Annotated in this window: 23 protein-coding genes; 13 read left to right on the top strand and 10 right to left on the bottom strand. The window is 67.6% G+C overall.

All coding sequences use genetic code 11. From position 1 onward, the window contains the following. The first annotated feature begins 7 nt into the window (after positions 1-7). From DK26_RS09495 to DK26_RS09520, 6 genes are all read left to right on the top strand, one after another. Entirely contained in the window at positions 8-874 is an 867-nt protein-coding gene (locus DK26_RS09495) for a cytochrome c1 (protein ID WP_066471065.1), read from the top strand. Positions 875-1,075: 201 nt separating this feature from the next. Beyond that, on the top strand, positions 1,076-1,957 hold the full coding sequence (locus DK26_RS09500) for an S-methyl-5'-thioadenosine phosphorylase (RefSeq protein WP_066471068.1): 882 nt from the start codon (positions 1,076-1,078) through the stop codon (positions 1,955-1,957). Positions 1,958-2,078: 121 nt separating this feature from the next. Next, positions 2,079-2,624: an adenine phosphoribosyltransferase gene (locus DK26_RS09505; protein ID WP_066472545.1), complete on the top strand. Its 546-nt coding sequence runs from the start codon at positions 2,079-2,081 to the stop codon at positions 2,622-2,624. A 7-nt stretch (positions 2,625-2,631) separates the two neighbouring features. Next, on the top strand, positions 2,632-3,741 hold the full coding sequence (gene mtnA / locus DK26_RS09510; protein ID WP_066471070.1) for an S-methyl-5-thioribose-1-phosphate isomerase: 1,110 nt from the start codon (positions 2,632-2,634) through the stop codon (positions 3,739-3,741). Next, a complete protein-coding gene (locus DK26_RS09515; protein WP_066471071.1) occupies positions 3,738-4,382 on the top strand; it encodes a class II aldolase/adducin family protein in 645 nt (214 codons plus the stop codon). The genes mtnA and DK26_RS09515 overlap by 4 nt, the downstream gene beginning before the upstream one ends. A gap of 53 nt (positions 4,383-4,435) precedes the next feature. After that, a complete protein-coding gene (locus DK26_RS09520; protein WP_066471073.1) occupies positions 4,436-5,743 on the top strand; it encodes a sensor domain-containing diguanylate cyclase in 1,308 nt (435 codons plus the stop codon). Here the strand turns inward: DK26_RS09520 and DK26_RS09525 are convergent, their stop codons facing one another. Continuing rightward, positions 5,744-6,766, bottom strand: coding sequence for a MaoC family dehydratase (locus DK26_RS09525; protein ID WP_066471075.1), 1,023 nt, complete (start codon positions 6,764-6,766; stop codon positions 5,744-5,746). It lies immediately after the preceding gene. A 66-nt stretch (positions 6,767-6,832) separates the two neighbouring features. Continuing rightward, the gene (gene ychF / locus DK26_RS09530) at positions 6,833-7,930 is read right to left on the bottom strand and encodes a redox-regulated ATPase YchF (protein ID WP_066471076.1); all 1,098 of its coding nucleotides are present in this window, start codon (positions 7,928-7,930) and stop codon (positions 6,833-6,835) included. 203 nt (positions 7,931-8,133) lie between these two features. On the opposite strand from ychF, the gene DK26_RS09535 reads away from it, so the two are divergent. Further along, complete coding sequence (locus DK26_RS09535) at positions 8,134-8,742, top strand: hypothetical protein (protein WP_066471078.1); 609 nt, start codon at positions 8,134-8,136, stop codon at positions 8,740-8,742. A gap of 6 nt (positions 8,743-8,748) precedes the next feature. On the opposite strand, the gene pth is transcribed toward DK26_RS09535, so the two are convergent. The 8 genes from pth to DK26_RS09575 all read right to left on the bottom strand — a co-directional run bounded on the left by pth (position 8,749) and on the right by DK26_RS09575 (position 16,493). After that, on the bottom strand, positions 8,749-9,360 hold the full coding sequence (gene pth, locus DK26_RS09540) for an aminoacyl-tRNA hydrolase (RefSeq protein ID WP_066471080.1): 612 nt from the start codon (positions 9,358-9,360) through the stop codon (positions 8,749-8,751). An 88-nt stretch (positions 9,361-9,448) separates the two neighbouring features. Next, positions 9,449-10,060, bottom strand: coding sequence for a 50S ribosomal protein L25/general stress protein Ctc (locus tag DK26_RS09545; protein WP_066471083.1), 612 nt, complete (start codon positions 10,058-10,060; stop codon positions 9,449-9,451). Between the two features lie 136 nt (positions 10,061-10,196). Continuing rightward, a complete protein-coding gene (locus DK26_RS09550) occupies positions 10,197-12,047 on the bottom strand; it encodes an EAL domain-containing protein (RefSeq protein ID WP_157089601.1) in 1,851 nt (616 codons plus the stop codon). Positions 12,048-12,148: 101 nt separating this feature from the next. After that, positions 12,149-12,712: a VUT family protein gene (locus tag DK26_RS09555; RefSeq protein WP_066471085.1), complete on the bottom strand. Its 564-nt coding sequence runs from the start codon at positions 12,710-12,712 to the stop codon at positions 12,149-12,151. After that, positions 12,702-13,445, bottom strand: a complete 744-nt coding sequence (gene queC / locus DK26_RS09560) for a 7-cyano-7-deazaguanine synthase QueC (RefSeq protein WP_066471086.1) — start codon at positions 13,443-13,445, stop codon at positions 12,702-12,704. Before queC ends, DK26_RS09555 begins: the two co-directional genes overlap by 11 nt. A gap of 10 nt (positions 13,446-13,455) precedes the next feature. Further along, entirely contained in the window at positions 13,456-14,400 is a 945-nt protein-coding gene (locus tag DK26_RS09565; RefSeq protein ID WP_066471089.1) for a ribose-phosphate pyrophosphokinase, read from the bottom strand. Positions 14,401-14,584: 184 nt separating this feature from the next. Further along, positions 14,585-15,139 carry a hypothetical protein gene (locus DK26_RS09570; RefSeq protein ID WP_157089602.1) on the bottom strand — a complete coding sequence of 185 codons (555 nt, stop codon included), beginning with the start codon at positions 15,137-15,139 and terminating at the stop codon, positions 14,585-14,587. Positions 15,140-15,341: 202 nt separating this feature from the next. Continuing rightward, positions 15,342-16,493 (bottom strand): Xaa-Pro peptidase family protein, encoded by a 1,152-nt coding sequence (locus tag DK26_RS09575; protein WP_066471093.1) that lies wholly within the window; start codon positions 16,491-16,493, stop codon positions 15,342-15,344. 187 nt (positions 16,494-16,680) lie between these two features. Here DK26_RS09575 and DK26_RS09580 point away from each other — a divergent pair, with 187 nt between their 5' ends. From DK26_RS09580 to DK26_RS09605, 6 genes are all read left to right on the top strand, one after another. Continuing rightward, positions 16,681-16,935 carry an accessory factor UbiK family protein gene (locus tag DK26_RS09580; protein ID WP_066472549.1) on the top strand — a complete coding sequence of 85 codons (255 nt, stop codon included), beginning with the start codon at positions 16,681-16,683 and terminating at the stop codon, positions 16,933-16,935. A gap of 292 nt (positions 16,936-17,227) precedes the next feature. Next, a complete protein-coding gene (locus tag DK26_RS09585; RefSeq protein ID WP_066471096.1) occupies positions 17,228-17,734 on the top strand; it encodes a YbjN domain-containing protein in 507 nt (168 codons plus the stop codon). A gap of 151 nt (positions 17,735-17,885) precedes the next feature. Then, positions 17,886-18,701 carry a pyrroline-5-carboxylate reductase gene (gene proC / locus DK26_RS09590; protein WP_066471097.1) on the top strand — a complete coding sequence of 272 codons (816 nt, stop codon included), beginning with the start codon at positions 17,886-17,888 and terminating at the stop codon, positions 18,699-18,701. 65 nt (positions 18,702-18,766) lie between these two features. Further along, positions 18,767-19,507: a TetR family transcriptional regulator gene (locus DK26_RS09595; protein ID WP_066471099.1), complete on the top strand. Its 741-nt coding sequence runs from the start codon at positions 18,767-18,769 to the stop codon at positions 19,505-19,507. A 104-nt stretch (positions 19,508-19,611) separates the two neighbouring features. Beyond that, positions 19,612-21,600: a methyl-accepting chemotaxis protein gene (locus tag DK26_RS09600; protein WP_066471106.1), complete on the top strand. Its 1,989-nt coding sequence runs from the start codon at positions 19,612-19,614 to the stop codon at positions 21,598-21,600. 2 nt (positions 21,601-21,602) lie between these two features. Next, positions 21,603-21,956 carry a tRNA-binding protein gene (locus DK26_RS09605; protein WP_083533113.1) on the top strand — a complete coding sequence of 118 codons (354 nt, stop codon included), beginning with the start codon at positions 21,603-21,605 and terminating at the stop codon, positions 21,954-21,956.

A 21,956-nucleotide genomic window follows, 5' to 3' on the forward strand; every position in this document is an offset into this window, starting at 1 on the left:
CATGCGCATGATCCCTGTCCGTCTCTCGCTCGCCGCTGGCTTGGCCGTCATGGCCCTGGCCGGCCCGGCTTTCGGTGCCGGTGACCGCGTCAAGCCGCCGGCCGAGACCTGGTCCTTCTCCGGTCCTTTCGGCAAGTTCGATCAGGCCCAGCTCCAGCGCGGCTTCAAAGTCGTCAAGGAAGTCTGCGCCAGCTGCCATTCGATGAACCTGATCAAGCTGCGCAACCTGTCGCAGCCGGGCGGGCCGGGCTTCACCGCCTCGCAGGTGGCGGCCCTGGCCGCGACCTACACGGTCAAGGATGGCCCCAACGAGTCCGGCGAGATGTTCGACCGTCCGGGCCGTCCGGCGGACGCTTTCCCGGCGCCGTTCCCGAACGAGCAGGCCGCGCGCGCCGCGAGCGGCGGCGCCTATCCGCCGGATCTCTCGGTGCTCGCCAAGGCGCGCACCTATGAGCGCGGCTTCCCCTGGTTCATCTTCGACATCTTCACGCAGTACCAGGAGCAGGGGCCGGACTACATCACGGCGCTGCTGCGGGGCTATACCGAGCCGCCGGCCGGTCACTCGCCGCTGCTGCCCGGCCAGTATTTCAACACCTATATGCCCGGCAACCTGATCGCGATGCCGCAGCCGCTCAATGACGGCCAGGTCGAGTATCCGAAGGGCCCCGACGGCAAGCCGCAGGTTCCGGAGACCGTGGCGCAGTACGCCAAGGACGTCTCGGCTTTCATGATGTGGATGGCCGAGCCGCATCTCGAGGCGCGCAAGCGCATCGGCATGCAGGTGATGCTGTTCCTGATCATCTTCGCGGGCCTTCTCTACTACACCAAGAAGAAGGTCTGGTCGCGTCTGCCCGAGCACGCCTCGTCGCACTGAGCGTGATCTGAGTTGGAAAGGGCCCCGGTGACGGGGCCCTTTTTGTTTCTGGGGCTCTTCCGTCGTTCCGGGCTCGGCGCTTCGCGGCACCTCGGAATGACGGCACTCCGCAGTCCGGGACGGCGCGTGCAGTTGAGCGCACTGCCGTATTGCGGCTGTCACGAAACTCGATCCTTATCCGGCAATCATCGGAGAGCTGACATGACTGAAGCAGTTCTGGGCATCATTGGCGGCTCGGGCATCTATGATCTGCCGGGGCTGACCGATCTGCGCGAGGAGCGCATTGAGAGCCCGTGGGGCGAGCCTTCCGACGTGCTGCGCATAGGGCGGATGGGGACGACGAAGATCGTCTTCCTGCCGCGCCATGGCCGCGGCCATGCGATCCCGCCTTCCGAGATCAACTACCGTGCAAATATCGACGTGCTGAAGCGGGCTGGCGTTACCGATCTCGTCTCGCTCTCGGCCTGCGGCTCCTACAAGGCCGAGCTCTATCCCGGCCTGTTCGTGCTGGTCGACCAGTTCGTCGACCGCACGGCGGGGCGGCGGAGTTCGTTCTTCGGCAAGGGCTGCGTCGCCCATGTCTCGCTGGCACATCCGGTCGGCCCGGCCCTGCGAGAGCGGATAGCCGAGGCGGCGACGGCGGAGGATCTACCCTTCGTCAATGGCGGTACGCTCGTCACCATGGAAGGCCCGCAATTCTCGACCTTGGCGGAATCGCTGACCTACAAGGGCCTCGGCTACGACCTGATCGGCATGACGGCGATGCCGGAGGCCAAGCTCGCCCGCGAGGCCGAGATCACCTATGCGACCGTCGCGATGGTGACCGACTATGACTGCTGGCATGAGGAACATGGCGCGGTCGACGTCGCCTCTGTGATCGCGGTGCTGCACGCCAATGCCGACAAGGCACGTCGGCTGGTGGCGCGGCTGGCCGCCGATTTCCCGGCCGAGCGCGTGCCGTGCCCGGCCGGCTCCCACAACGCCCTCGACTTCGCGCTGGTCACGGCGCCGGAGTTCCGCGACCCGGCCCTGCTCGCCAAGCTCGATGCGGTGGCGGGGCGCGTGCTGAAGCCGGCCGGCTGAGCCTCAAGCCTGGCCGCGGCGCCGGCGATGCCGGCAAGTCGAGGGGGGACATCGCGAAAGCGGGTTCCCAGTGCTTCGCCTCCTGCTCTAAGAGGGAGCACCGCAGCCGATGGAAGACCTGATGGACCGGCCCTCTTTCTCCGACCTGAAGAACGCGATCCGGACGATTCCCGATCATCCCGCGCCGGGCATCCTGTTCCGCGACATCACCACGCTGCTCGGCGATGCGCGGGCCTTCCGCCGTGCCGTCGATGAACTCGTCCAGCCTTTCGCAGGGTTGAAGATCGCCAAGATCGCCGGGATCGAGGCACGCGGCTTCATTCTCGGCGGGGCGGTCGCGCACCAGCTCTCGGCCGGCTTCGTGCCGGTGCGCAAGAAGGGCAAGCTGCCCCATCAGACTGTGAGCATGCCCTACTCGCTGGAATATGGCAGCGACGAGATCGAGGTTCACAAGGACGCGGTCTCGCCCGGCGAGCGGGTGCTGCTGGTCGACGATCTCGTCGCGACCGGCGGCACGGCGGAGGCGGCGGTGAAGCTGCTCTCCTCGCTGGGAGCGGAGGTCGTCGCCGCCTGCTTCATCGTCGACCTGCCGGATCTCGGCGGAGCCGACAAGGTTCGTCGGCTCGGCGTGCCCGTGCGCACGCTGGTCTCCTTCGAAGGGCATTGAGGCGGGCATGAAGATCGACGGCAAGGCCTATCGCACGATCTGGCTGGACGAGGATGGCTGGAGCGCCGTGGTCATCGACCAGACCAGGCTGCCCTTCAGCTTCGAGACGGTCCGGCTGACGCAGGTCGAGGAAGCCGCCGACGCCATCCGCCACATGACCGTGCGCGGCGCGCCACTGATCGGCGCGACCGCCGCCTATGGCGTGGCGCTGGCCCTACGGGCCGATACCTCTAACGCAGCGCTTGAGCGCGCGCTCGCCTTGCTCGGCGCGACGCGCCCGACTGCGGTCAATCTGCATTGGGCGCTGGCGCGAATGCGGGCGCGGCTGATTGAGCTGCCCGAGGCGGAGCGCGTTGCCGCCGCCTATGCCGAGGCCGCGGCGATCTGCGACGAGGATGTCGCGCTCTGCCGCGCCATTGGTGAGCACGGCCTCGGGCTGATCCGCACGATCGCGGCGGCCAAGCCGGCCGGCGAGCGGATCAACATCCTCACCCATTGCAATGCCGGCTGGCTCGCCACGGTCGACTGGGGCACGGCGCTGGCGCCGATCTACCTGGCGCATGATGCGGGCATTCCCGTGCATGTCTGGGTCGACGAGACGCGCCCGCGCAATCAGGGCGCGGCGCTGAGCGCCTATGAACTCGGCGCCCATGGCGTGCCGCACACGGTTATCTCCGACAATGCCGGCGGCCATCTGATGCAGCATGGCGAGGTCGACATGGTGATCGTCGGGACCGACCGGACGACCGCGACTGGCGATGTCGCCAACAAGATCGGCACCTATCTCAAGGCTTTGGCGGCGCGGGACAACGGCGTTCCCTTCTATGTCGCCCTGCCTTCGCCGACCATCGACTGGTCGCTCAGCGACGGCCTCGCCGAGATCCCGATCGAGGAACGCTCGTCCGGCGAGGTCACGCATCTGCGCGGGCTCGGCGAGGATGGCCGTCCGGGGCTCTTCCAGGTCACGGCGCCGGGCAGCCCGGCGGCGAACCCGGCCTTCGACGTCACGCCGGCCCGGCTCGTCACCGGCCTCGTCACCGAGCGCGGCGTCGCGCCGGCGAGCTTCGAAGGGCTGAGCCGGCTTTTCCCTGAACTGGCGCAGGAGCGCGTGAAATGACCGAGACCGAACTTCGCCAGCAGATCGTCGAGGTGGCGCAGGCGATCGACCGTGCCGGCTTCTGCCCGTCGAAATCCGGCAACGTCTCGGCCCGCTTCGAGGGCGGTCTGCTGATCACGCCGTCTGGCCTGCCATATGCTAAGACGAAACCGCAGGACCTGCTTCACTTGGCGCTGGACGGCACTGTGCTCTCGGGCACGGGCAAGCCGTCCTCGGAATGGCCCTTCCATACCGAGATCTACAAGGCGCGCCCGGATGCGCAGGCGATCGTGCACACGCACTCGCCGCGCGCGACTGCGCTCGCCAGCGCACGGCGCGGCATTCCCGCCTTCCACTACATGATAGCGCTCTGTGGCGGGGCTGATGTACGCTGCGCCGAATACGCCACCTTCGGCACGCCGGAACTGGCGGCGAATGCGGTGAAGGGGCTGGAGGGCCGCAAGGCCGTGCTGCTCGCCAATCACGGCGTGATCGCGCTCGGCGGCAGCCTCGCCGGCGCCCACACCATCGTCGCCGAGGTCGAGAACCTGGCCGGGCAGTATCTCGACCTGCTGGCCTCCGGGCTCGAGCCGGTCATCCTCGATGCGGCCGAAATGGAGCGGGTCTCGGCGAAGTTCGCAGGTTACGGAAAGGTAGGTTGATCTTAACGGCACGTCTTACTGCTTGTTAAGGCCTCTTCTTTAATCAAGGGGTTATGAAGCTCTCGCGCTATCTGCTCGATTCGCTCGACGCGCTCGGTATCGGGGCCTGCGAATACGATGCCAGTATGCGGGCCTTGGGCTGGAACAGCACCTTCCTGCAGCTCTTCCCGGAGGACGAAGGCGAGATCTATGTCGGCGAGCCCTATGCCGACAATCTCGTGCGCTTCTATCGACGTAGGCTGCCACCGGAAGAGCTGCCGGATATCGACCGGCATGTCGCCGAAGGCGTCGCACGCCACGAGAACCAGACTCAACCTTTCGAGTTCATCCATAACGGGCGACGCCTGCGCGCCGCTTCGCTGCAGGCGCCGGATGGCGGGCGCGTCCGCCTCTGGCAGCGGCTGGACGTCGAGAGTCATGCTGAGGCGGCGCCCGAGTTGGTGCTGCCGCTGATTGACGCGCTGCCCTTCATTCCAGATGGTGCGACCATTCTCGATGCGAACGACCGCATCATCGCTGCCAACAATGCCTTCCGGCGGCTCTATGACTTGCCGCGGGGCACGCTTGTCGTCGGGCGCAAGCTCGACGAGATCATCGCTCGGTGCTGGGCCGGAACCTCGCCCGTGGCGGCCTGGCGCGCTGCGATCAGCAACGGGCTGCGCTATGATGGCGTGCCGTTCGAGATCGAGCTTCCAGGACAGCGTTGGCTCAGGCTGATCGCGCGGCACAGCGCCGGCGGCCTCAGCTTCTTCACCCATGCCGACATCACCGTCGCCAAGCGCCAGCAGATGGAGCTGCTGGAGGCCCAGGAGGCGTTGCGCCGGGCCAATGCGGCGTTGGCGGAACTGGCCGAGACGGACGGCCTGACCGGCCTCGCCAACCGCCGTCGCTTCGTCGCACGCCTCGCCGACGCGGTCGCGCTGACGCAGCCGCTCTCGCTGATGATGATCGATGCCGACCACTTCAAGTCGATCAATGACCGCTTCGGCCATCTGGTCGGCGATGCCTGCCTGCGGACGATCGGCAAGGTCATTGCGGATCAGGTCGCGCCGGTCTCGGCCCTGGTCGCTCGGATCGGCGGCGAGGAGTTCGGCGTGCTGCTCGCCGGTGTGCGCCTCGAGGCGGCATACGGCATGGCGGCGGCCATTCGTCGCTCGCTCGCCTCAGTGCCCTGGCCGACGCTCCACCCTGATCTGACGGGCGTCACAGTCTCTATTGGTGTCTGCGCCGGCGAAGGGCCGCTGGACGCCACTAGCCTGCATGCGCGGGCCGATGACGCGCTCTATGCGGCCAAGCGCAATGGCCGCGACCGTATCGAGACCGCGAGCGGGCCGGCGCTGCCACGGCGCATCGCCGGCTGATCAGGCGCGCCGTTCGACGAACGCGCAGCCCTCGAAGCTGAACACGGTCTCGCCGTTCTGGTTCACGCCCGTGTTGTGGTGGAAGAACAGGCCCCATTGCGGCCGCGAGGCGCTGGCGCGCTTGTCGGCCAGCACCGAGTGATAGGTGATGCGGTCGCCGGCATAGACCGGCTTCAGCCAGCGCAGGTTCTTGAAGCCGGGGGAGGGGCCGAGGCGCGGCGCGCTGGCATCTCCGAAGGTGGCCTTGAAGGCAGCCTCCTGGCCACGGCGGTGAACGACCATCGCGGCCATCCAGCCAGCCGCAGTGTGCCAGCCCGAGGCGCAGAGTCCGCCGAAAGAGCTCTTCCGGGCCGCGTCCTCATCCATATGGAAGGGCTGCGCGTCGAAGGAGCGAGCGAAGGCGACGATCTCCTCGGCGGTGAAGACGAGGCTGCCGAGCTCATGGCTCTCGCCGAACACGAGATCGTCGAAGAAGCGGGCCTGGCTTGCCGGGCCGGCGGCCGGCTCGACCTCGCTGGTCCGGGCCGGCGCGACATAGCTCGGTGAATGCGCCAGCCAGTTGCCGGCAGGAGCCTCGAAGCCGGAGCCGCGGCGGCCGAACATGATCCAGTTGATCTGCTCGAGCACGGGCTCGCCGCGCTGGTTGAGAAGCTCGAAGCGGAACTTGACCAGGCCCATTTCCGGGCGCGAGCGCGATTCCTTGGTTTCGACGACGGTCCAGCGCAGGCTGATGACGTCGCCCGGTTTGAGGGGCCGCAGCCATTTCACCTCTTCGATTCCGGGCGCGCCCATCGAGGTCGAATCGAGAATGAAGCTTTCGGCGATCAGCCGCATCAGAAGCGCGCAGCTATGCCAGCCCGACGCGATCAGGCCGCCGACGAAGCTCGCCTTGGCCGCCTCCGGATCAGTGTGGAAGTCCTGCGCGTCGAAGCGGCGGGCATAGGCGAGGATATCATCCTGCGAGATGGCGAGCGCGCCGCCCTCGACGACCGCGCCCGCGACGAAATCCTCGAAATACCGCATTGCCGATGCCCCCTGTCCGGCGCGAGTTGCGAGCGTTCGCCCGTTGGCGGGCGAACGCAAAGCGCGTTAGTTGGCGAAGCGGAAATGCAGCACGTCGCCATCGGCGACGACATATTCCTTGCCTTCTAGCCGGAACTTGCCGGCCTCGCGCGCGCCCGCCTCGCCCTTGTTGGCGATGTAGTCGTCATAGGCGATGGTCTCGGCGCGGATATAGCCCTTCTCGAAATCGGTATGGATCACGCCGGCGGCGGCGGGGCCCTTGGTGCCGTTCTCGATCGTCCAGGCGCGGGCTTCCTTCGGGCCGACGGTGAAATAGGTGACGAGGTTGAGCAGGGCGTAGCCGGCGCGGATCACTCGGTTGAGGCCGGGCTCCTCGAGGCCGACGGCATCGAGATAGTCCTTCTGGTCGGCCTGCGGCAGCACCGCGATCTCGCTCTCGATCTTGGCGGAGACGACGACGGCGACCGCACCTTCCTCGGCTGCGCGCGCCTTGACCAGCTCGGAGAAGGCATTGCCCTTGTCGGCGCTCGCTTCCTCGACATTGCAGACATAAAGCACGGGCTTGGAGGAGAGCAGGCCGAGCATTGCGAAGGCCTTGCGTTCCTCGGCGGCGACCTGAACCAGGCGGGCCGGCTTGCCGTCACGCAGCAACGTGAGGCAGCGGTTCATCAGATCGGCCGCTTCCTTGGCCTCCTTGTCGCCGGATTTCGCCTTCTTCTCCAGCGGCAGCACGCGCTTCTCGAGGCTGTCGAGATCGGCGAGCATCAACTCGGTCTCGATGGTCTCGATGTCGTCGATCGGCGAAATCTTGCCTTCGACATGGGTGATGTCGCCATCCTCGAAGCAGCGCACGACATGGGCGATGGCGTCGCATTCGCGGATGTTGGCGAGGAACTGGTTGCCGAGGCCTTCGCCGCGCGAGGCGCCGCGGACCAGTCCGGCGATGTCGACGAAGGTCAGCCGGGTCGGGATGATCTCCTTCGAGCCGGCGATCGCGGCGAGCTTCTCCAGCCGGTCATCGGGCACCGCGACGTCGCCGACATTCGGCTCGATCGTGCAGAAGGGATAATTCGCCGCCTGGGCCGCCGCGGTCTGCGTCAGCGCGTTGAACAGGGTTGACTTGCCGACATTGGGCAGGCCGACGATACCGCATTTGAAGCCCATTTTCGCTCGCTCATCAGGTCGCGGCCGCGCTCCGGCGGCTGCGATACAGAATTTCGGTTCTTGGGGGGCGTTATTGGGTGCATGGCAGCAAAAGACAAGATGGCACGCCCGCGAGTCGCTCGCGCGAAAGTGCATGGCGGTCGCAACTGGCGGGGCGCAGGACTGCGTCCTCAGCCATCTGCCCACCACCGGAGATCGGTGCGATGCGCCTTCTTTCGTTTGCCCTCGTTACTGCCCTGGTCTGTTCCGCCGTCGTTTCCATCAGCGCGGCGGCGCACGCGCAACAGATCCGCATCCGCGGGAGCGTCGAGCGCGTTGAGGGACAGATACTCACCGTGAAGACGCCGGAAGGCGTAGCTTCCGTCGCTCTGGCGCCGAACTATGCGGTCGGTGCCATCGTCAAGGCGTCGATGGCCGACATCAAGAAGGGCAGCTTCATCGGCGTCGGGGCGCGGGCATCGTCAGGCGGTGAGCTCCAGGCGGTGCAGGTCGTCATCTTCCCCGAGGCGATGCGCGGCACCGGCGAGGGGCATCGACCCTGGGCGGTGCTGCCGGAGGCGACGATGACCAACGCCACGGTCGCCGAGACGGTCACGCGGGTCGAGGGCGGCAGCGTCACGCTGACCTATCCCGGCGGCGAGCAGAGGATCGCGATCCCGCCCGAGGCCAACATCATCATGGCGGTGCCGGCGCAGGCGAGCGACCTTGCCCCCGGGGCGCAGGTGGCGCTGACGGCGCAGCGCTTGCCCGACGGCGGCCTGACCACCAGCCGTGTCACCGTTGCCAGAGCCGGCGCGCAATTGCCGCTCTGAGCGGCGTCAGTCCGCCTTCTCGCCGAGGCGCTTCACCGCGCCATGGCCGCGCGCCTCCATGAACAGGTGCACCTTGTTCTGGAAGCCGGCATCGTCATGGGCGGCGAGGAGGGCGGCATTGTCGGCGCAGGCGCTGCAGAGGTCCTCGACCCACGGCTCCTCGGCCTTGCCGAAATCGTTCAGCACATAGGCGTGCACGAGAGCCTTGTCGCCGGGATGGCCGATGCCCATGCGCACGCGGCGATACTCGTTGCCGATCGCGGCCGTGGTCGAGCGCAGCCCGTTATGCCCGGCATTGCCGCCGCCGAGCTTGATCCGCAGCTTGGCCGGGGCGAGGTCGAGTTCGTCATGGAAAACGATCACGTCCGCGGGCGCGACCTTGTAGAAGCGCGCGGCCTCGCCGATGGCCCGGCCGGATTCGTTCATATAGGTCTGCGGCTTGAGCAGGAGCACCTTCTCGTTGCCGATCGTCGCTTCGCAGGCCTGGCCCTGGAAGCGCACGCGCCAGGGCGCGGCGCGGCAGGCACGCGCGATCGCCTCGACCGCCATGAAGCCGATATTGTGGCGGTTGCGTGCATAGCGCGTGCCCGGATTGCCGAGGCCGGCGAAGATCAGCATTCCTGCTCTCCAGCATCTGCCAAAAGAAAACGGCCGGGCGAGCCCGGCCGTCTGACGGTAGTCGCCCCGTATGGCGAAAGGGCCCTGATCAGGCCTTGGCGGCTTCCGGCTCGGCGGCCGCTTCCGGCTCGGCCTCGACGGTCGGCGGGAGGATCGTGACCAGCGTGAGGTTGTCACGCGAGGTCAGCGAAACGCCGGCCGGCAGCTTGATGTCGTTGCTGTGCAGGGTATCGCCGACCTCAAGGCCAGCGACCGACACTTCGAGGAACTCCGGGATGCTCTCGGGAGCGACGTCGATCTCGACAGTGTGCTCGACGATCTGCATGGTGCCGCCGCTCTTCAGGCCGGGCGACGATTCCTGGCCGACGACGTGCACGGGCACCTGGACCTTGATGGTCTGGCCGGCAGCGACGCGCAGGAAGTCGACGTGAAGAGGGGTGTCCTTGACCGGGTCGAGCTGGTAGTCGCGCGGGATGACGCGGGTCTTCTTGCCGTCGACGTCGATCTCGAAGATCGTGGTCAGGAAATGGCCTGCATAGATCATCAGGCGGGTCTGGTTGGCGTTGAGCGCGATGGCCTGCGGGGCTTCGCCGGCGCCGTAGATCACGGCGGGGGTCAGGCCCTGACGACGAACTGCCCGGGCGGCCCCCTTGCCGACCTGAGCGCGCGCCGAAGCCTGGATCTGCTTCACAGCGGTCATTGGTGTTGTCCTTGCTTTCAAATGACAAGGCCGCCTGGTGGCGGCCGTCTCGGTTCGCGCTCCTGCCTCCAAGGGTGTCAGTGGAGCGCAGGCAGGCTCATAAGCGAAATATCAGCCGATCTCAACCCCGACCGGTTCAGGCTGCGGTCGCGGTCCGTGCGTCCGGCTGCATCGCCGGGCCGCGTTGGCGCAGGTCCTCGATGAAGCTGGCGATGCCGGCGGCGGGTATGGCGCGCGAGTAGAGATAGCCCTGGCCGAAAACGCAGCCCATGGCGCGCAGGCGCGCGAGTTGTTCAGTGGTTTCGATGCCCTCGGCGACGATCTTGACGCCGAGCCGGTTGGCGATCCCGACCAGCGCCTCGACGATGACGTTGCTGCGGGCGCCGGCCTCGATGCCTCCGATGAAGGAGCGGTCGATCTTGATGATGTCGACCGGAAAATCGAGCAGATGCGTCAGGGAGGCGAAGCCGGTGCCGAAATCATCGAGCGCGACCTGGATGCCGCGCTCGCGCAGGGCTTCCATGGTGCGGGCCACGCCGTCGCGCCGGCCACCCATGATGACCTGCTCGGTGATCTCGACGACGAGGCGCTCGAGTGGGAGCTGGGCGCGCTCGAAGACCCGGGAGATGCGCTGGACGAGATCACCCTTCTGGAAATCGGCCGTGGTGAAGTTGATGCCGACATGCCGGAGTTCGAGCCCGACGCTCTGCCATTGCGCCATGTCGGCGGCAACGGCGGCGAGCATCTGGCCGGAGATTCGGTAGGCGACCTTGGGATCGAGCATCGCCTCGTGGAACTCGCCGGCGGCGACGATGCGGCCATCGTCGAGCCGCATCCGGGCCAGCGCCTCGACGCCGGCGAGCTCGCCTGTGTCGAGGCGGATGATCGGCTGGTAGTGCGGCAGCACCCGGCCGCCGGCGAGGGCGTCGTCGACGGTCTGGACGATCTGGACGCGCCGCATCATCGAGGTGCGCAGCCCGTATTTGAAGCGGACATAGCGGCCGCGCCGGGTCTCCTTGGCGTGATACAGCGCGAAATCGGCGTTCTGGCGCAAGGTGACGCTGTCGGTGCCGTCGGCTCCGGCGAGGGCAGCCCCGATCGTGACGCTCGGAATGATGGTATTGCCGTCATGGTCGAACGGGGCGGGCATGGCGGCCAGGATGGCGGTCGCCGCTGCGCGCAGCTGCGGGGCCTGGCCGCAATCCGGCAGCAGCACGGCGAACTCGTCGCCGCCGATCCGGAAGGCCGTGCCGGTGCCTGCGACCTCCGCCAGGCGTGCCGCAACGGTTTCGATCAGGCGGTCGCCGGTGGCGTGGCCCATCGTGTCGTTGACCGCCTTGAGATGGTCGATGTCGATCAGCAGCAGGCCGAAACAGGGCTCGGCCCTGGCGGTCATGCGGGCGATGGCGTCGTTGAACTGCGCCCGGTTCGGCAGGCGGGTCAGTGCATCGAAATAGGCGAGCTGATGGTTGCGCGTCCTGACCTCGTCATGCTCGATCGCGATGGCGCAGAGATGGACGCAGGTGGCAACGATGCGGCGCTCCAGCGTGTCGGGACCGCGCTTGCGGCGATAATAGAAGGCGAAGCTGCCGACCACGCGGCCATCGCGCGCCTTGATCGGGCTCGACCAGCAGGCCTGCAGGCCGAGCGGCAGCACGAGATGCTCATGGCCCTGCCAGAGCGGGTCGCTGGCGATGTCGGTCACCTCGACCGCGGAGCCGCGATGGATCGCGGTACCGCAGGAGCCGACGCGTGGTCCGGAGGGAACGCCGCGCAGGGCCGCAGCGTAGCTCGCCGGCAGGCTCGGGGCCGCCAGCGGCTGCAGGCGGCTTTCCGCGTCGACGGCGACGACTGAGCAGACGACCTCGGGAGCGATGGCTTCGACCCGCAGGCACAGCGAGGTCATGATCGCCGCCAGCGGCTCGCCGCGCGCGATCGCCTCCAGGGTTGCGTTCTGCAGGGACTGGAGACGTTCGACGGAGTCCAAACAAGCCTCGAGGCATCAACAAGCACGTTTCCGCGATCCTGCCCTAAGGGCATGAACCTACGGTTGCGCCGTTGTCTCGAATTGTTCGGAAAATGGCCGCTTCAGGCCGGCATCAGGCCGAGGCGCTCGTCGCGCCGCCGCAGCCAGAACATTAAGGGCAGCGCCAGCAGCACCATCCAGGCCTTGCCGATGATCTGGCCGGTCAGGAAATCGAGGCTGCCGAACGCGAGCTGCAGGAAGACGATGCTGTCGACGACGAGCCCCATGACGCTGGAGGCGGCGACCGCGGCAACGAAATGGTTGCGCTGTAGCGGCGTGTAGACCGCGAAGTCGGTGAGCTCCGACAGCAGGAAGGCCGCCACCGAAGCTATGACGATTGCCGGCGGGGCGAGCAGCCCGGAGAGCAGCGCGCCCGCGGCGATCGCCATCAGGGCGGCTTTGGCGCCGAGCCGGCGCTGGACCATGTCGCGCAGCACGAGCGCGAGCCCGACCATCAGCACGCCGCTCGGCGCCATGATGCCGGGGGCGACCGGGACGAGGCATGGGCCGTTCGGCACGCAGACCGTGCCGGCATTGCCGATCAGCCAATTGGCCGCCGGAATGCTCAACCCGAAGAGGACGAGGGCGATCAGGCCCTCGATGCGCTGTTGCCTGTCAGTCGTCATAACTCGGTCCGCTGTCACCTGGCGCGGCCTCGAAGGCCGCGAAACCTCTTGAACGCAAGTCGCATGCCGGGCAGTGGCCGCAGCCATAGCCCCAGTCGTGCCGCCTGCTCCGGTCGCCGAGATAGCAGCTATGGGTATCCTCGACCACCAGGTCGAGCAGGGGCTGGCCGCCAAGCCGCCGCGCAAGGGCGAAGGTCTGGGCCTTGTCGCGCCACATCAGCGGTGTGTGCAGCACCAGCCTGCGGTCGAGGCCGAGGCCGAGCGCGACCTGCATCGCCTTGATGGTGTCGTCACGGCAGTCGGGATAGCCGGAATAGTCTGTCTCGCAGACGCCGAGCACGATGTGGCGGCAGTCGCGGCGATAGGCGAGGGCGGCGGCGAAGGAGAGGAAGATCAGGTTGCGGCCGGGCACGAAGGTGGTCGGCAGGCCGCTTTCGGCGAAGGCGATCTCGCTCTCGCTGGTGAGGGCGGTGTCCGAGATGGCGCCGAGGGTCTTCAGGTCGAGGAGATGGTCGAGGCCGAGGCGCTCGGCATAGGCGGGGGCGAGCCCCGGCAGCTTCGAGCGGACGACCTCGCGGCATGCGAGCTCGACGCGATGGCGCTGGCCATAGTCGAAGCCGACCGTCTCGACGCCGGAAAAGCGCTGCAGCGCCCAGGCGAGGGCGACGGTCGAATCCTGGCCGCCCGAGAAGAGGACGAGGGCTCGGTCGCCGCCGGGCGTCGGGGCCGCCATTGCGGGCCCGTCAGTCGAACAGGCTGGAGACGCTCGATTCGCTCGCGGTGCGCTCGATCGCCTCGCCCATCAGGTTGGCGATGGAGATGACCCGGATATTGCGTGCGACCTTCACCGCCTCGGTCGGCATGATCGAATCGGTGATCACCAGTTCCTTGAGCTTGGAGTTGGCGATGCGCGCCACTGCGCCACCGGAGAGCACGCCATGGGTGATGTAGGCGTAGACTTCCTTGGCGCCCTGCGCGAGCAGCGCCTCGGCGGCGTTCACCAGCGTGCCGCCGGAATCGACGATGTCGTCGAGCAGGATGCAGGAGCGGCCTTCGACCGTGCCGATGATGTTCATCACCTCCGACTCGCCCGGCCGGTCCCGGCGCTTGTCGACGATGGCGAGCGGCGCGTCGATGCGCTTGGCCAGGGCGCGGGCGCGCACGACGCCGCCGACGTCCGGCGAGACGACCATGGCGTTCTTCCACTCGAGCCGGTCCTTGATGTCGCGCGCCATCAGCGGTGCGCCGAACAGGTTGTCGGTCGGGATGTCGAAGAAGCCCTGGATCTGGCCGGCATGCAGGTCGAGCGTCAGCACGCGGTCGACGCCGGCATGGGTGATCAGGTTGGCGACGAGCTTGGCCGAGATCGGCGTGCGGCCCGAGGCGCGGCGGTCCTGCCGGGCATAGCCGAAATAGGGAATCACCGCCGTGATGCGCCGCGCCGAGGATCGGCGCAGGGCGTCGGTGATGATCAGCAGCTCCATCAGGTGGTCGTTGGTCGGGAACGAGGTCGACTGGATGACGAAGACATCCTGGCCGCGAACGTTCTCCTGGATCTCGACGAAGACCTCCATATCGGCGAAGCGCCGGACCGAGGCTTTTGCGAGGGGGATGCCGAGCGAGGCGCAGATGGCCTCAGCCAGCGGCCGGTTGGAGTTACCGGCTACGACTTTGATGGAAGAGTTCATGCCGGGCGCACCGTGAGGACTGGCAGTCCAAGCCGCGAGGGGCCGGCTTGGTTCGAACGGCTCTTAACAGCGGCGCGACGGTGAGTCGACCGTTGCACTGCAACAGAACTGCAACAGAATCGTAGAAAAGCCGTGACCGGTCGGGCTGCCGATAGGTCAGGCAGGCCGGTCCGGCCACCGCCTGTCAGAGGCGCTTGGCACCGCTCGCCGATGCCGTCCTCGATTTGCTCTCGGCTGCCTTGCCCTTGGCGTCGGGCTTGGCCTCGGCCTGCGGCGCCGTGGTCAGGAAGCCGGCGATCGCATCCATCGAATCCGAGGCGGCCTTGGCGACGATGGTCTGGTCGATGCCGGCCCAGGGATCGCCGCCGCTGCTGCGTCGACCAAGGCTCTCGCCCTGGACGCGCTGCGCCCGCTTCTTGGTCTCGTCATAGACGTCCCAGACGAAGGCGAGCGAGGTCTGGCCGTCCTCGGTCGGCTGCGCAGTCAGGTAGCCGCGGACGCGGAACCGAGCCGGCTTGTCGCCGGGAACGATTTCCATCCTGCGCTCGGCCGCTGCCTCGCCGAGCAGCCCGGCGAAGGCGGTGGTGACCTGGTCGGGCGCGCCGGAAATGCTCTGCACCGAGACGGGCACGCCGGGAGCGTCGACGCGAGGTCGCGCGGCGGTAGTGGTCTCCTGGCAGCCCGCAAGTGCAAGCGCAACGAGCGACCCCAGAAGGGGTGCGTAAGTACGAATCGACATGTTGCCTCCCGCCCTGTTTGTTGTCGGGCTCGGATTGCTTGGTCTTCCCTGCGGCGTCCGTTCTAGATCATGTCGTGCGAAAGTGAAATGCGCTTTCGATGTGCAAGACTAACCGGCTCTTCATCAAACTCCTTGACGGCCCGGCGATTCAGGCTCGCGGGAAGCGCAGTTCACGATCCCGGCAAGGCCTGCGCGTCCCGGATCAACGCAAGGCGAGCGTGAGATCGGGCAGGTTCAGCGCCTCGGCGCCGTCTTCTCCGACGAGATAGGTCCGACCCAGGCACATCGCGGTTTCACTCTCCGAATCCATCAGGATCATGTGAGCGAACATCACCATGCCGGGCTCGAGCACCCAGTCATTGCCTTCGTAGAACATCGGCCAGTCCATCCAGGACGGGGTGAACTTGGCGCCGAGCGAATAGCCGCAGGCGTTGAGCCGGTGGTCCGACAGGCCATGGGCGTCGAAGCTGCTGGCATGCGCAGCGAAGACGTCGCCGGCGGGGTTGCCGGGCTTCAGCGCCGCCTCGCAGGCAAGGAGCGCGTCCTTTGCTGCCTCGTGATAGCGGATGTGCAACGGGCGCGGCTTACCGACCACGACGGTGCGCATGATCGCGGCATGGTAGTGCCGGTCCGTGCCGGCGAATTCGAGCGTGATCTGATCGTCGGCGTCGAGCTTGCGGCGGCCGCTCTTGTAGCGGCAGAGCAGGGCGTCGCGGCCCGAGCCGATGATGAACTCGTTGCCGGGATAGTCGCCGCCGCCGGAGAAGATCGCATTGTGCTGGGCGGCGAGGATTTCGCCCTCGTCGGCGCCAGCGCGGATCAGGTCGAGCGCCGCCTTGTCGGCCGCGTCGGACAAGGCCGCGGCGCGGCGGACATGGGCGATCTCCTCTACCGACTTCACCGCCCTGAGCCGCGTCACCAGCAGGGAGGCGTCGACGAGCTCGGCGACGCCGGTGAAGGCAGTCTCGAGCTTGCGGCCATTGGCGGCGACGAGGCCGTAGGATTCGAATTCGACGCCGATGCGTTTGCCGGCAAGCCCCATCTCGCGCGCCAGCTCCTGCAGATCGCGAACGGGGTTGGCGTCGCGGCCATCCTTCCAGATCCGGATGTCCGAGAGGTTGGAGGTGTGCTGGGCCTGGCGCAGATCGGCCGAGCGGGTCAGCAGTGCCATGGTGCCATCGGCCTTCACCACGAGGCACTGGAAGAAGCAGAAGCCGAAGGTGTCGTAGCCGCTGAGCCAGAACATCGATTCCTGCTGGAACAGGAAGGCGGCGTCGAGCCGCTCGCGCGCCATGGCGGCGAGCAGGGCGTGACGGCGGCGGGCGAACTCGGCGGACGAGAAATGCAGGGCCATGGCGAAGACGATCCGGCGTTGCGAGGCGTCAGGGATAGCGCGCTCCATCCACGGAGGCGAGCGCGGGTAAAGCCGCGTAGGCCTGGAGGAAAGCGCCGGGCCGGTGCATGCGCGATTGCGCACCGCGCGCTCCTTCGCCATATCTCCGGTTCAGGGCGCACAGGGCGCCGCAGCGCCGGAGGCCGCCATGGTCAGCACCAGCAACCGCATCCTCGACGACATCGCCCGTCTGGCAACCGACGCGGCCGGGGCGGCACAGGGCGTGCGCCGCGAGGTGGAGACCGTGGTCAAGACCCAGATCGAGCGGCTGCTGCGCGACATGGACGTCGTCACCCGCGAAGAATTCGAGGCGGTGCGCGAAATGGCGCTGCTGGCCCGCGAGGAGAACGACAAGCTCGCCGCCCGCCTCGCCGCGCTCGAGGGCAAGTCCGCGAAGGACTGAGCTGCTCCCCTCGCATGGCTCGCGCTGTGGACAGCGCCGCGAGGGGATTGAGCCGGCGGTCGAATCCGCCGAGCTTGGATAGCGTGTTGGGCACGTTGACCGCCTGCGCTATCGTCGATGAAGAGAGGTGATTCGTCGGCAGGCTTCGTCTCGCGAAGCTTTCCGATGATCCGGCGGCCGCTTGCGGCCGTTCAGTCGGGTTGTGTGCCTTACGCTTTTCCCAGTCGCCGTGTTCCTGTTCTCAAACGCGTCGGACCTGCATAGGCAGGGCGCCGGCAGTTGGACCCTGGGCATGATGGACCTTGATCTGGATGCTGAGAGCGATCGGCCTTCCAATCCTCTCGACCTGATTGAACGCCTTGCCTCCCTCAACCATTGGAGCTTCGATCGCGACAGCGACGATGAGCTCTCCGTCGCCGTCACCGGTGGTTGGGCCGACTACCACGTCGCGATCACCTGGCTCTCGGAAGTCGAATCGATCCATGTCGCCTGTGCCTTCGACCTGAGGGTGCCGGACCGCCGCCGGTCCGAGGTCCTGAACCTGGTGAGCCTGGTCAACGAGCAGCTCTGGCTCGGCCATTTCGACCTGTGGAGCAACGAGAATGTGGTGATGTACCGCCATGCCCTCCTGCTCTCGGGGGGCGCGGAGCCGACCGAAGAACAGGCAGCCGGGATGATCAAGGCGGCGATCGACGCCTGCGAGCGCTATTTCCAGGCGTTCCAGTTCGTCGTCTGGGCCGGGAAGAGCGCCCGCGAAGGCCTCGAGGGCGCGCTGCTGGAGACGGTCGGCGAAGCCTGAACGGCTTGCCTGCGGCCGCGATCGGGCTTGACCCGGCACCCCGCATGCGCGTCATGGTCGGGCTTGACCCGACCAGCTCATGACAGAGATTCTCGGGCCTCCGCTTCGCTGCGCCCGAGAATGACGCGCGGCATCGACAAGAGAGACGCCCATGTCCAGCCTGCTTCCGCAATCCCTCGTGCTCGTCGGCGCCGGCAAGATGGGCGGCGCCATGCTCGAAGGCTGGCTCCGGATCGGTATGAAGGGGCCGGGGATCACCTTGGTCGATCCGCATATCAGCGACGCCATGTCGGCGCTCGCCGCCGAGAAGGGCATGACGGTCAACCCGCCGAAGGTTGCTGCCGCTGACGTGGTGGTGCTGGCGACCAAGCCGCAGATGCTCGACACCGCCGCCCCTGCGGTGCAGGCGCTGATCGGCCCGCGCACGCTCCTGATCTCGATCCTCGCCGGCAAGACGCTCGGTGATCTCGCCCAGCGCCTCCCCAATGCCGGGGCGATCGTGCGCGCCATGCCGAACCTGCCGGCGTCGGTGCAGCGCGGCGTCACCGCCGCCGCTGCCGGCTCCGGCGTCAGCGCCGCCCAGCGGGAGATGGCCGACGCGCTGCTCGGCAGCATCGGCAAGGTCGAATGGCTGTCCGATGAGGGACTGATCGACGCCGTCACGGCGGTCTCGGGCTCCGGGCCGGCCTATGTCTTCCATCTCGTCGAATGCCTCGCGGCTGCCGGCGCAGCTGCCGGCCTGCCGGCAGATCTGGCGGGCCGGCTTGCGCGGGCGACAGTCGAAGGCGCCGGCGAGATGCTGTTCCAGTCGGATCTGGCGCCGGGAACGCTGCGCCAGAACGTGACGTCGCCCGGCGGCACGACTGCCGCGGCACTCGAAGTGCTGATGGCCGATGACGGCATGCCGCTGCTGATGCGCCACGCGGTTGCTGCCGCCAAACGTCGCGCCGAAGAGCTTTCCGGCTGAGCGGCCTTTCAACCGGCGCCAGCGAGGCCTAGATTCAAGGCTTCACTGGGCGACAGGAGAATCCGATGGCACGCAAGCCCGCTTCCCCCAAAGCCGAGTCGGCTGCCGCGAAACCGGCGGCCCCGAAGCCCGATCCGCGCCGCGCCGTGGTCGATGCGCTGTTCCGGCTCGCGGCCAATCGCTCCTGGGACGAGATCGAGCTGCCCGATATCGCCCGCGAGGCCGGGTTGAGCCTCGCCGAGATGCGCGGCCTGTTCCCTTCGAAGCTCGCCATTCTCGGCGGACTCGGGCGCATCGCCGACGACGCGGTGCTGGCGGGGAACTCCGACGATCTGATGGAGGAAAGCTACAAGGAGCGCGTCTTCGATCTGGTGATGCGCCGGCTCGACGCGCTGGCGCCCTACAAGGCCGGGCTGCGCACCGTGATGCCGGCGCTGCGGCGCGACCCGCTGGCGCTGGCGGCGCTCGGCCGCAACGCCGTGAACTCCTGGCGCTATATGCTGGCCTCTGCGGGCATCCGGACCGAGGACAGCCTTGGCGGCGTCAGGGTACGTGGCGCCGTGCTGCTGATGAGCCGCGTCGCCGAGACCTGGCTCGAGGATGACGAGCCGGAATTGTCGCGGACCATGGCGAAGCTCGATCGCGAGCTGAAATCCGCCGGCCGGATCATGGCGCGCGTCGAGGATGTGCACCGGCTGACGGCGCCGCTGCGCGGCCTTGCGCGGGCGCTGTGCGGCGGCACGCGCGAGAGCCGCCGCGAGCGGCTGCGCAACGAGGATGGTGACGGCTACGCGGCGGCGATCTGAGGCGCCGCGCCGGGGCGGCCGGGATCGTGGCCAAACCGTGGCAGTGTTAAGCGGCCTTTAGCGATTTCTCGCAACTGTGCGGACCTCACCTTCGAGGTTCGCCAATGTCATTTCTGAAGAAGATCGCCTCCCTGTCGATCGGCCGCTCGTTCGGGCTGGTCGCGCTTCTGGCCGCCGGCATCGGCGTCGCCAGCGTTGCCGTGACGCTGAACCAGGCCCGCATCGACATGATGGACCTCAAGCGTTCGGAGGTGAAGGATATCGTAGACGCGGCCGCTTCGACCGTGAACGCCTATCTGGCGCGGGTCGAGAAGGGTGAGCTCAAGGAGGCAGAGGCTCAGAAGCTGGCGCTCGACGCCATTTCCAATGCCCGTTTCGACAACGGCAACTACCTGTTCGTGGTGCGCTTCGACGGCGTCAACATCGCCCATGCCAGCCCGAACCTGGTCGGCACGGACATGATGGCGTTCAAGGACGCCAATGGCCGCTTCTTCGTCAAGGACATGGTCGAGCTCGGCAAGACCAAGGGCTCGGGCTTCGTCGACTATTTCTGGCTGAGGAGCGGCGACAAGCAGCCCTCGCTGAAGATCTCCTATGTCGCCGCCGTGCCGAAATGGCAGTGGGCGATCGGCACCGGCATGCATGCCGACAGCGTCGATGTGGCCTTCGCGGGGCTGGTCCAGGACGTCGCCATCGTGCTGGTTCCGCTCGCCTTGCTGATGTTCGGCCTCGTCTTCTATCTGAGCCGCCGCGCCTCGCGCATGCTCGCCGGGCTCTCGGAGAACATGGGCGCGCTCGCCGCCGGCGATCTTCGGGTCGCGATCGACCATCAGGAACGTCAGGACGAAGTCGGCAACATGGCGCGGGCGCTGGTCGTCTTCCGCGATGCCGCGCTGGCGAAGCAGCAGGTCGAGGCCGAGAAGGCTCAGGCCGAAGCCGAGGCGACCGATCAGCGCCGCGCCGCCGATACGCAGCGCAATCTCAACGAGGCGCAGCGCAGCGAGGAGGCGCAGAAGCAGGCCGTTGTCGTGGCAGAACTGGGCGCCGGGCTCGAGCACCTGACCGCGGGCGATCTGACCTATCGCATCGATGCCGTCTTCAGCGGCGAATACGCCAAGCTGAAGCAGGACTTCAACACCGCCATCGCCCATCTCGAAGAGACGATGCGCCAGATCGCGACCAACACCGAGAGCATGAAGGCCGGTGCCGGCGAGATCAGCCAGGCGGCGGACGACCTCGCCAGCCGTACCGAGCAGCAGGCCTCTTCGGTCGAGGAGACCGCGACGGCGCTCGACCAGCTCACCGCGACGGTGCGCCAGACCGCCGAGGGGGCTCGCCAAGCCAGCCAGGCGACCACGCAGGTCAAGGGCGAGGCCGAGCAGTCCGGCCAGATCGTTCGCGAGGCGGTCGCCGCCATGGGCGGCATCGAGAAGTCCTCCGAGGAGATCTCGCAGATCGTCGGCGTGATCGACGAGATCGCCTTCCAGACCAATCTGCTGGCGCTCAATGCGAGCGTCGAGGCGGCCCGCGCCGGCGACGCCGGCAAGGGCTTCGCCGTCGTCGCCTCCGAGGTGCGCGCGCTCGCCCAGCGCTCGGCCGACGCCGCCAAGGAGATCAAGGGGCTGATTACCGCCTCGACGGTCGAGGTCGAGAAGGGCGTGGCGCTGGTCGGCCAGACCGGCAAGGCGCTCGAGCGGATGTCCGGCGAGATCACCCGCGCCACCTCGCTCGTCGCCGAGATCGCCTCGGCCGCCGGGGAGCAGGCGACAGGGCTGCAGGAGGTCAACACCGCCGTCAACGAGATGGACCAGGCGACCCAGCAGAACGCGGCGATGGCCGAGCAGTCGACCGCCGCCTCGCAGGCGCTGGCCCAGGAGGCCGACCGCCTCGCCGCCCTGGTCTCGCGCTTCAAGCTCGGCGGCGACGTGACCGCACTCAAGGCCATGGCCGCCAGGATGGCGCAGGTCGCGAACGCCTCGACGGCTCCTGCGCCACGCCCGGCGCGCGCCGCGGCCCCGGTCGCGAGCAACGGCCATGCAGCGCCGCGCAAGCCGGTCCTCGCCAGCAATGATCGCGGCTGGGAGGAGTTTTGAGCGTGTCTTCCGAGCCCGCCGCACCGATCGGCTTTGAGGATTTCCTCAAGGTCGACATCCGGGTCGGCACTATCGTCGAGGCCGAGCCCTATCCCGAGGCGCGCAAGCCTTCGATCAAGCTCGTCATCGATTTCGGCGGCACGATCGGCCGCAAGAAGTCCTCGGCGCAGATCACCAGGCACTACCGGCCCGAGGACCTCCCGGGCCGGCAGGTGCTGGCGGTGGTGAATTTTCCGCCGCGTCAGATCGGCAAGTTCATGTCGGAAGTGCTGACGCTGGGCATTCCCGATGACGATGGTGAGGTCGTGCTGATCGCGCCGGGGCTGCCGGTTCCGGATGGCGGCCGGCTGTATTGA

This window comes from Allobosea sp. WAO (assembly GCF_001509835.1).
In the GTDB taxonomy this organism is placed as follows: domain Bacteria; phylum Pseudomonadota; class Alphaproteobacteria; order Rhizobiales; family Beijerinckiaceae; genus Allobosea.

Excerpts from the sequence above, each read along its gene's own strand:
- DK26_RS09495 (WP_066471065.1), top strand. The coding sequence starts at position 8 with ATGATCCCTGTCCGTCTCTCGCTCGCCGCTGGCTTGGCCGTCATGGCC.
- DK26_RS09500 (WP_066471068.1), top strand. The coding sequence starts at position 1,076 with ATGACTGAAGCAGTTCTGGGCATCATTGGCGGCTCGGGCATCTATGAT.
- DK26_RS09505 (WP_066472545.1), top strand. The coding sequence starts at position 2,079 with ATGGACCGGCCCTCTTTCTCCGACCTGAAGAACGCGATCCGGACGATT.
- mtnA (WP_066471070.1), top strand. The coding sequence starts at position 2,632 with ATGAAGATCGACGGCAAGGCCTATCGCACGATCTGGCTGGACGAGGAT.
- DK26_RS09515 (WP_066471071.1), top strand. The coding sequence starts at position 3,738 with ATGACCGAGACCGAACTTCGCCAGCAGATCGTCGAGGTGGCGCAGGCG.
- DK26_RS09520 (WP_066471073.1), top strand. The coding sequence starts at position 4,436 with ATGAAGCTCTCGCGCTATCTGCTCGATTCGCTCGACGCGCTCGGTATC.
- DK26_RS09525 (WP_066471075.1), bottom strand. The coding sequence starts at position 6,766 with ATGCGGTATTTCGAGGATTTCGTCGCGGGCGCGGTCGTCGAGGGCGGC.
- ychF (WP_066471076.1), bottom strand. The coding sequence starts at position 7,930 with ATGGGCTTCAAATGCGGTATCGTCGGCCTGCCCAATGTCGGCAAGTCA.
- DK26_RS09535 (WP_066471078.1), top strand. The coding sequence starts at position 8,134 with ATGCGCCTTCTTTCGTTTGCCCTCGTTACTGCCCTGGTCTGTTCCGCC.
- pth (WP_066471080.1), bottom strand. The coding sequence starts at position 9,360 with ATGCTGATCTTCGCCGGCCTCGGCAATCCGGGCACGCGCTATGCACGC.
- DK26_RS09545 (WP_066471083.1), bottom strand. The coding sequence starts at position 10,060 with ATGACCGCTGTGAAGCAGATCCAGGCTTCGGCGCGCGCTCAGGTCGGC.
- DK26_RS09555 (WP_066471085.1), bottom strand. The coding sequence starts at position 12,712 with ATGACGACTGACAGGCAACAGCGCATCGAGGGCCTGATCGCCCTCGTC.
- queC (WP_066471086.1), bottom strand. The coding sequence starts at position 13,445 with ATGGCGGCCCCGACGCCCGGCGGCGACCGAGCCCTCGTCCTCTTCTCG.
- DK26_RS09565 (WP_066471089.1), bottom strand. The coding sequence starts at position 14,400 with ATGAACTCTTCCATCAAAGTCGTAGCCGGTAACTCCAACCGGCCGCTG.
- DK26_RS09570 (WP_157089602.1), bottom strand. The coding sequence starts at position 15,139 with ATGTCGATTCGTACTTACGCACCCCTTCTGGGGTCGCTCGTTGCGCTT.
- DK26_RS09575 (WP_066471093.1), bottom strand. The coding sequence starts at position 16,493 with ATGGCCCTGCATTTCTCGTCCGCCGAGTTCGCCCGCCGCCGTCACGCC.
- DK26_RS09580 (WP_066472549.1), top strand. The coding sequence starts at position 16,681 with ATGGTCAGCACCAGCAACCGCATCCTCGACGACATCGCCCGTCTGGCA.
- DK26_RS09585 (WP_066471096.1), top strand. The coding sequence starts at position 17,228 with ATGATGGACCTTGATCTGGATGCTGAGAGCGATCGGCCTTCCAATCCT.
- proC (WP_066471097.1), top strand. The coding sequence starts at position 17,886 with ATGTCCAGCCTGCTTCCGCAATCCCTCGTGCTCGTCGGCGCCGGCAAG.
- DK26_RS09595 (WP_066471099.1), top strand. The coding sequence starts at position 18,767 with ATGGCACGCAAGCCCGCTTCCCCCAAAGCCGAGTCGGCTGCCGCGAAA.
- DK26_RS09600 (WP_066471106.1), top strand. The coding sequence starts at position 19,612 with ATGTCATTTCTGAAGAAGATCGCCTCCCTGTCGATCGGCCGCTCGTTC.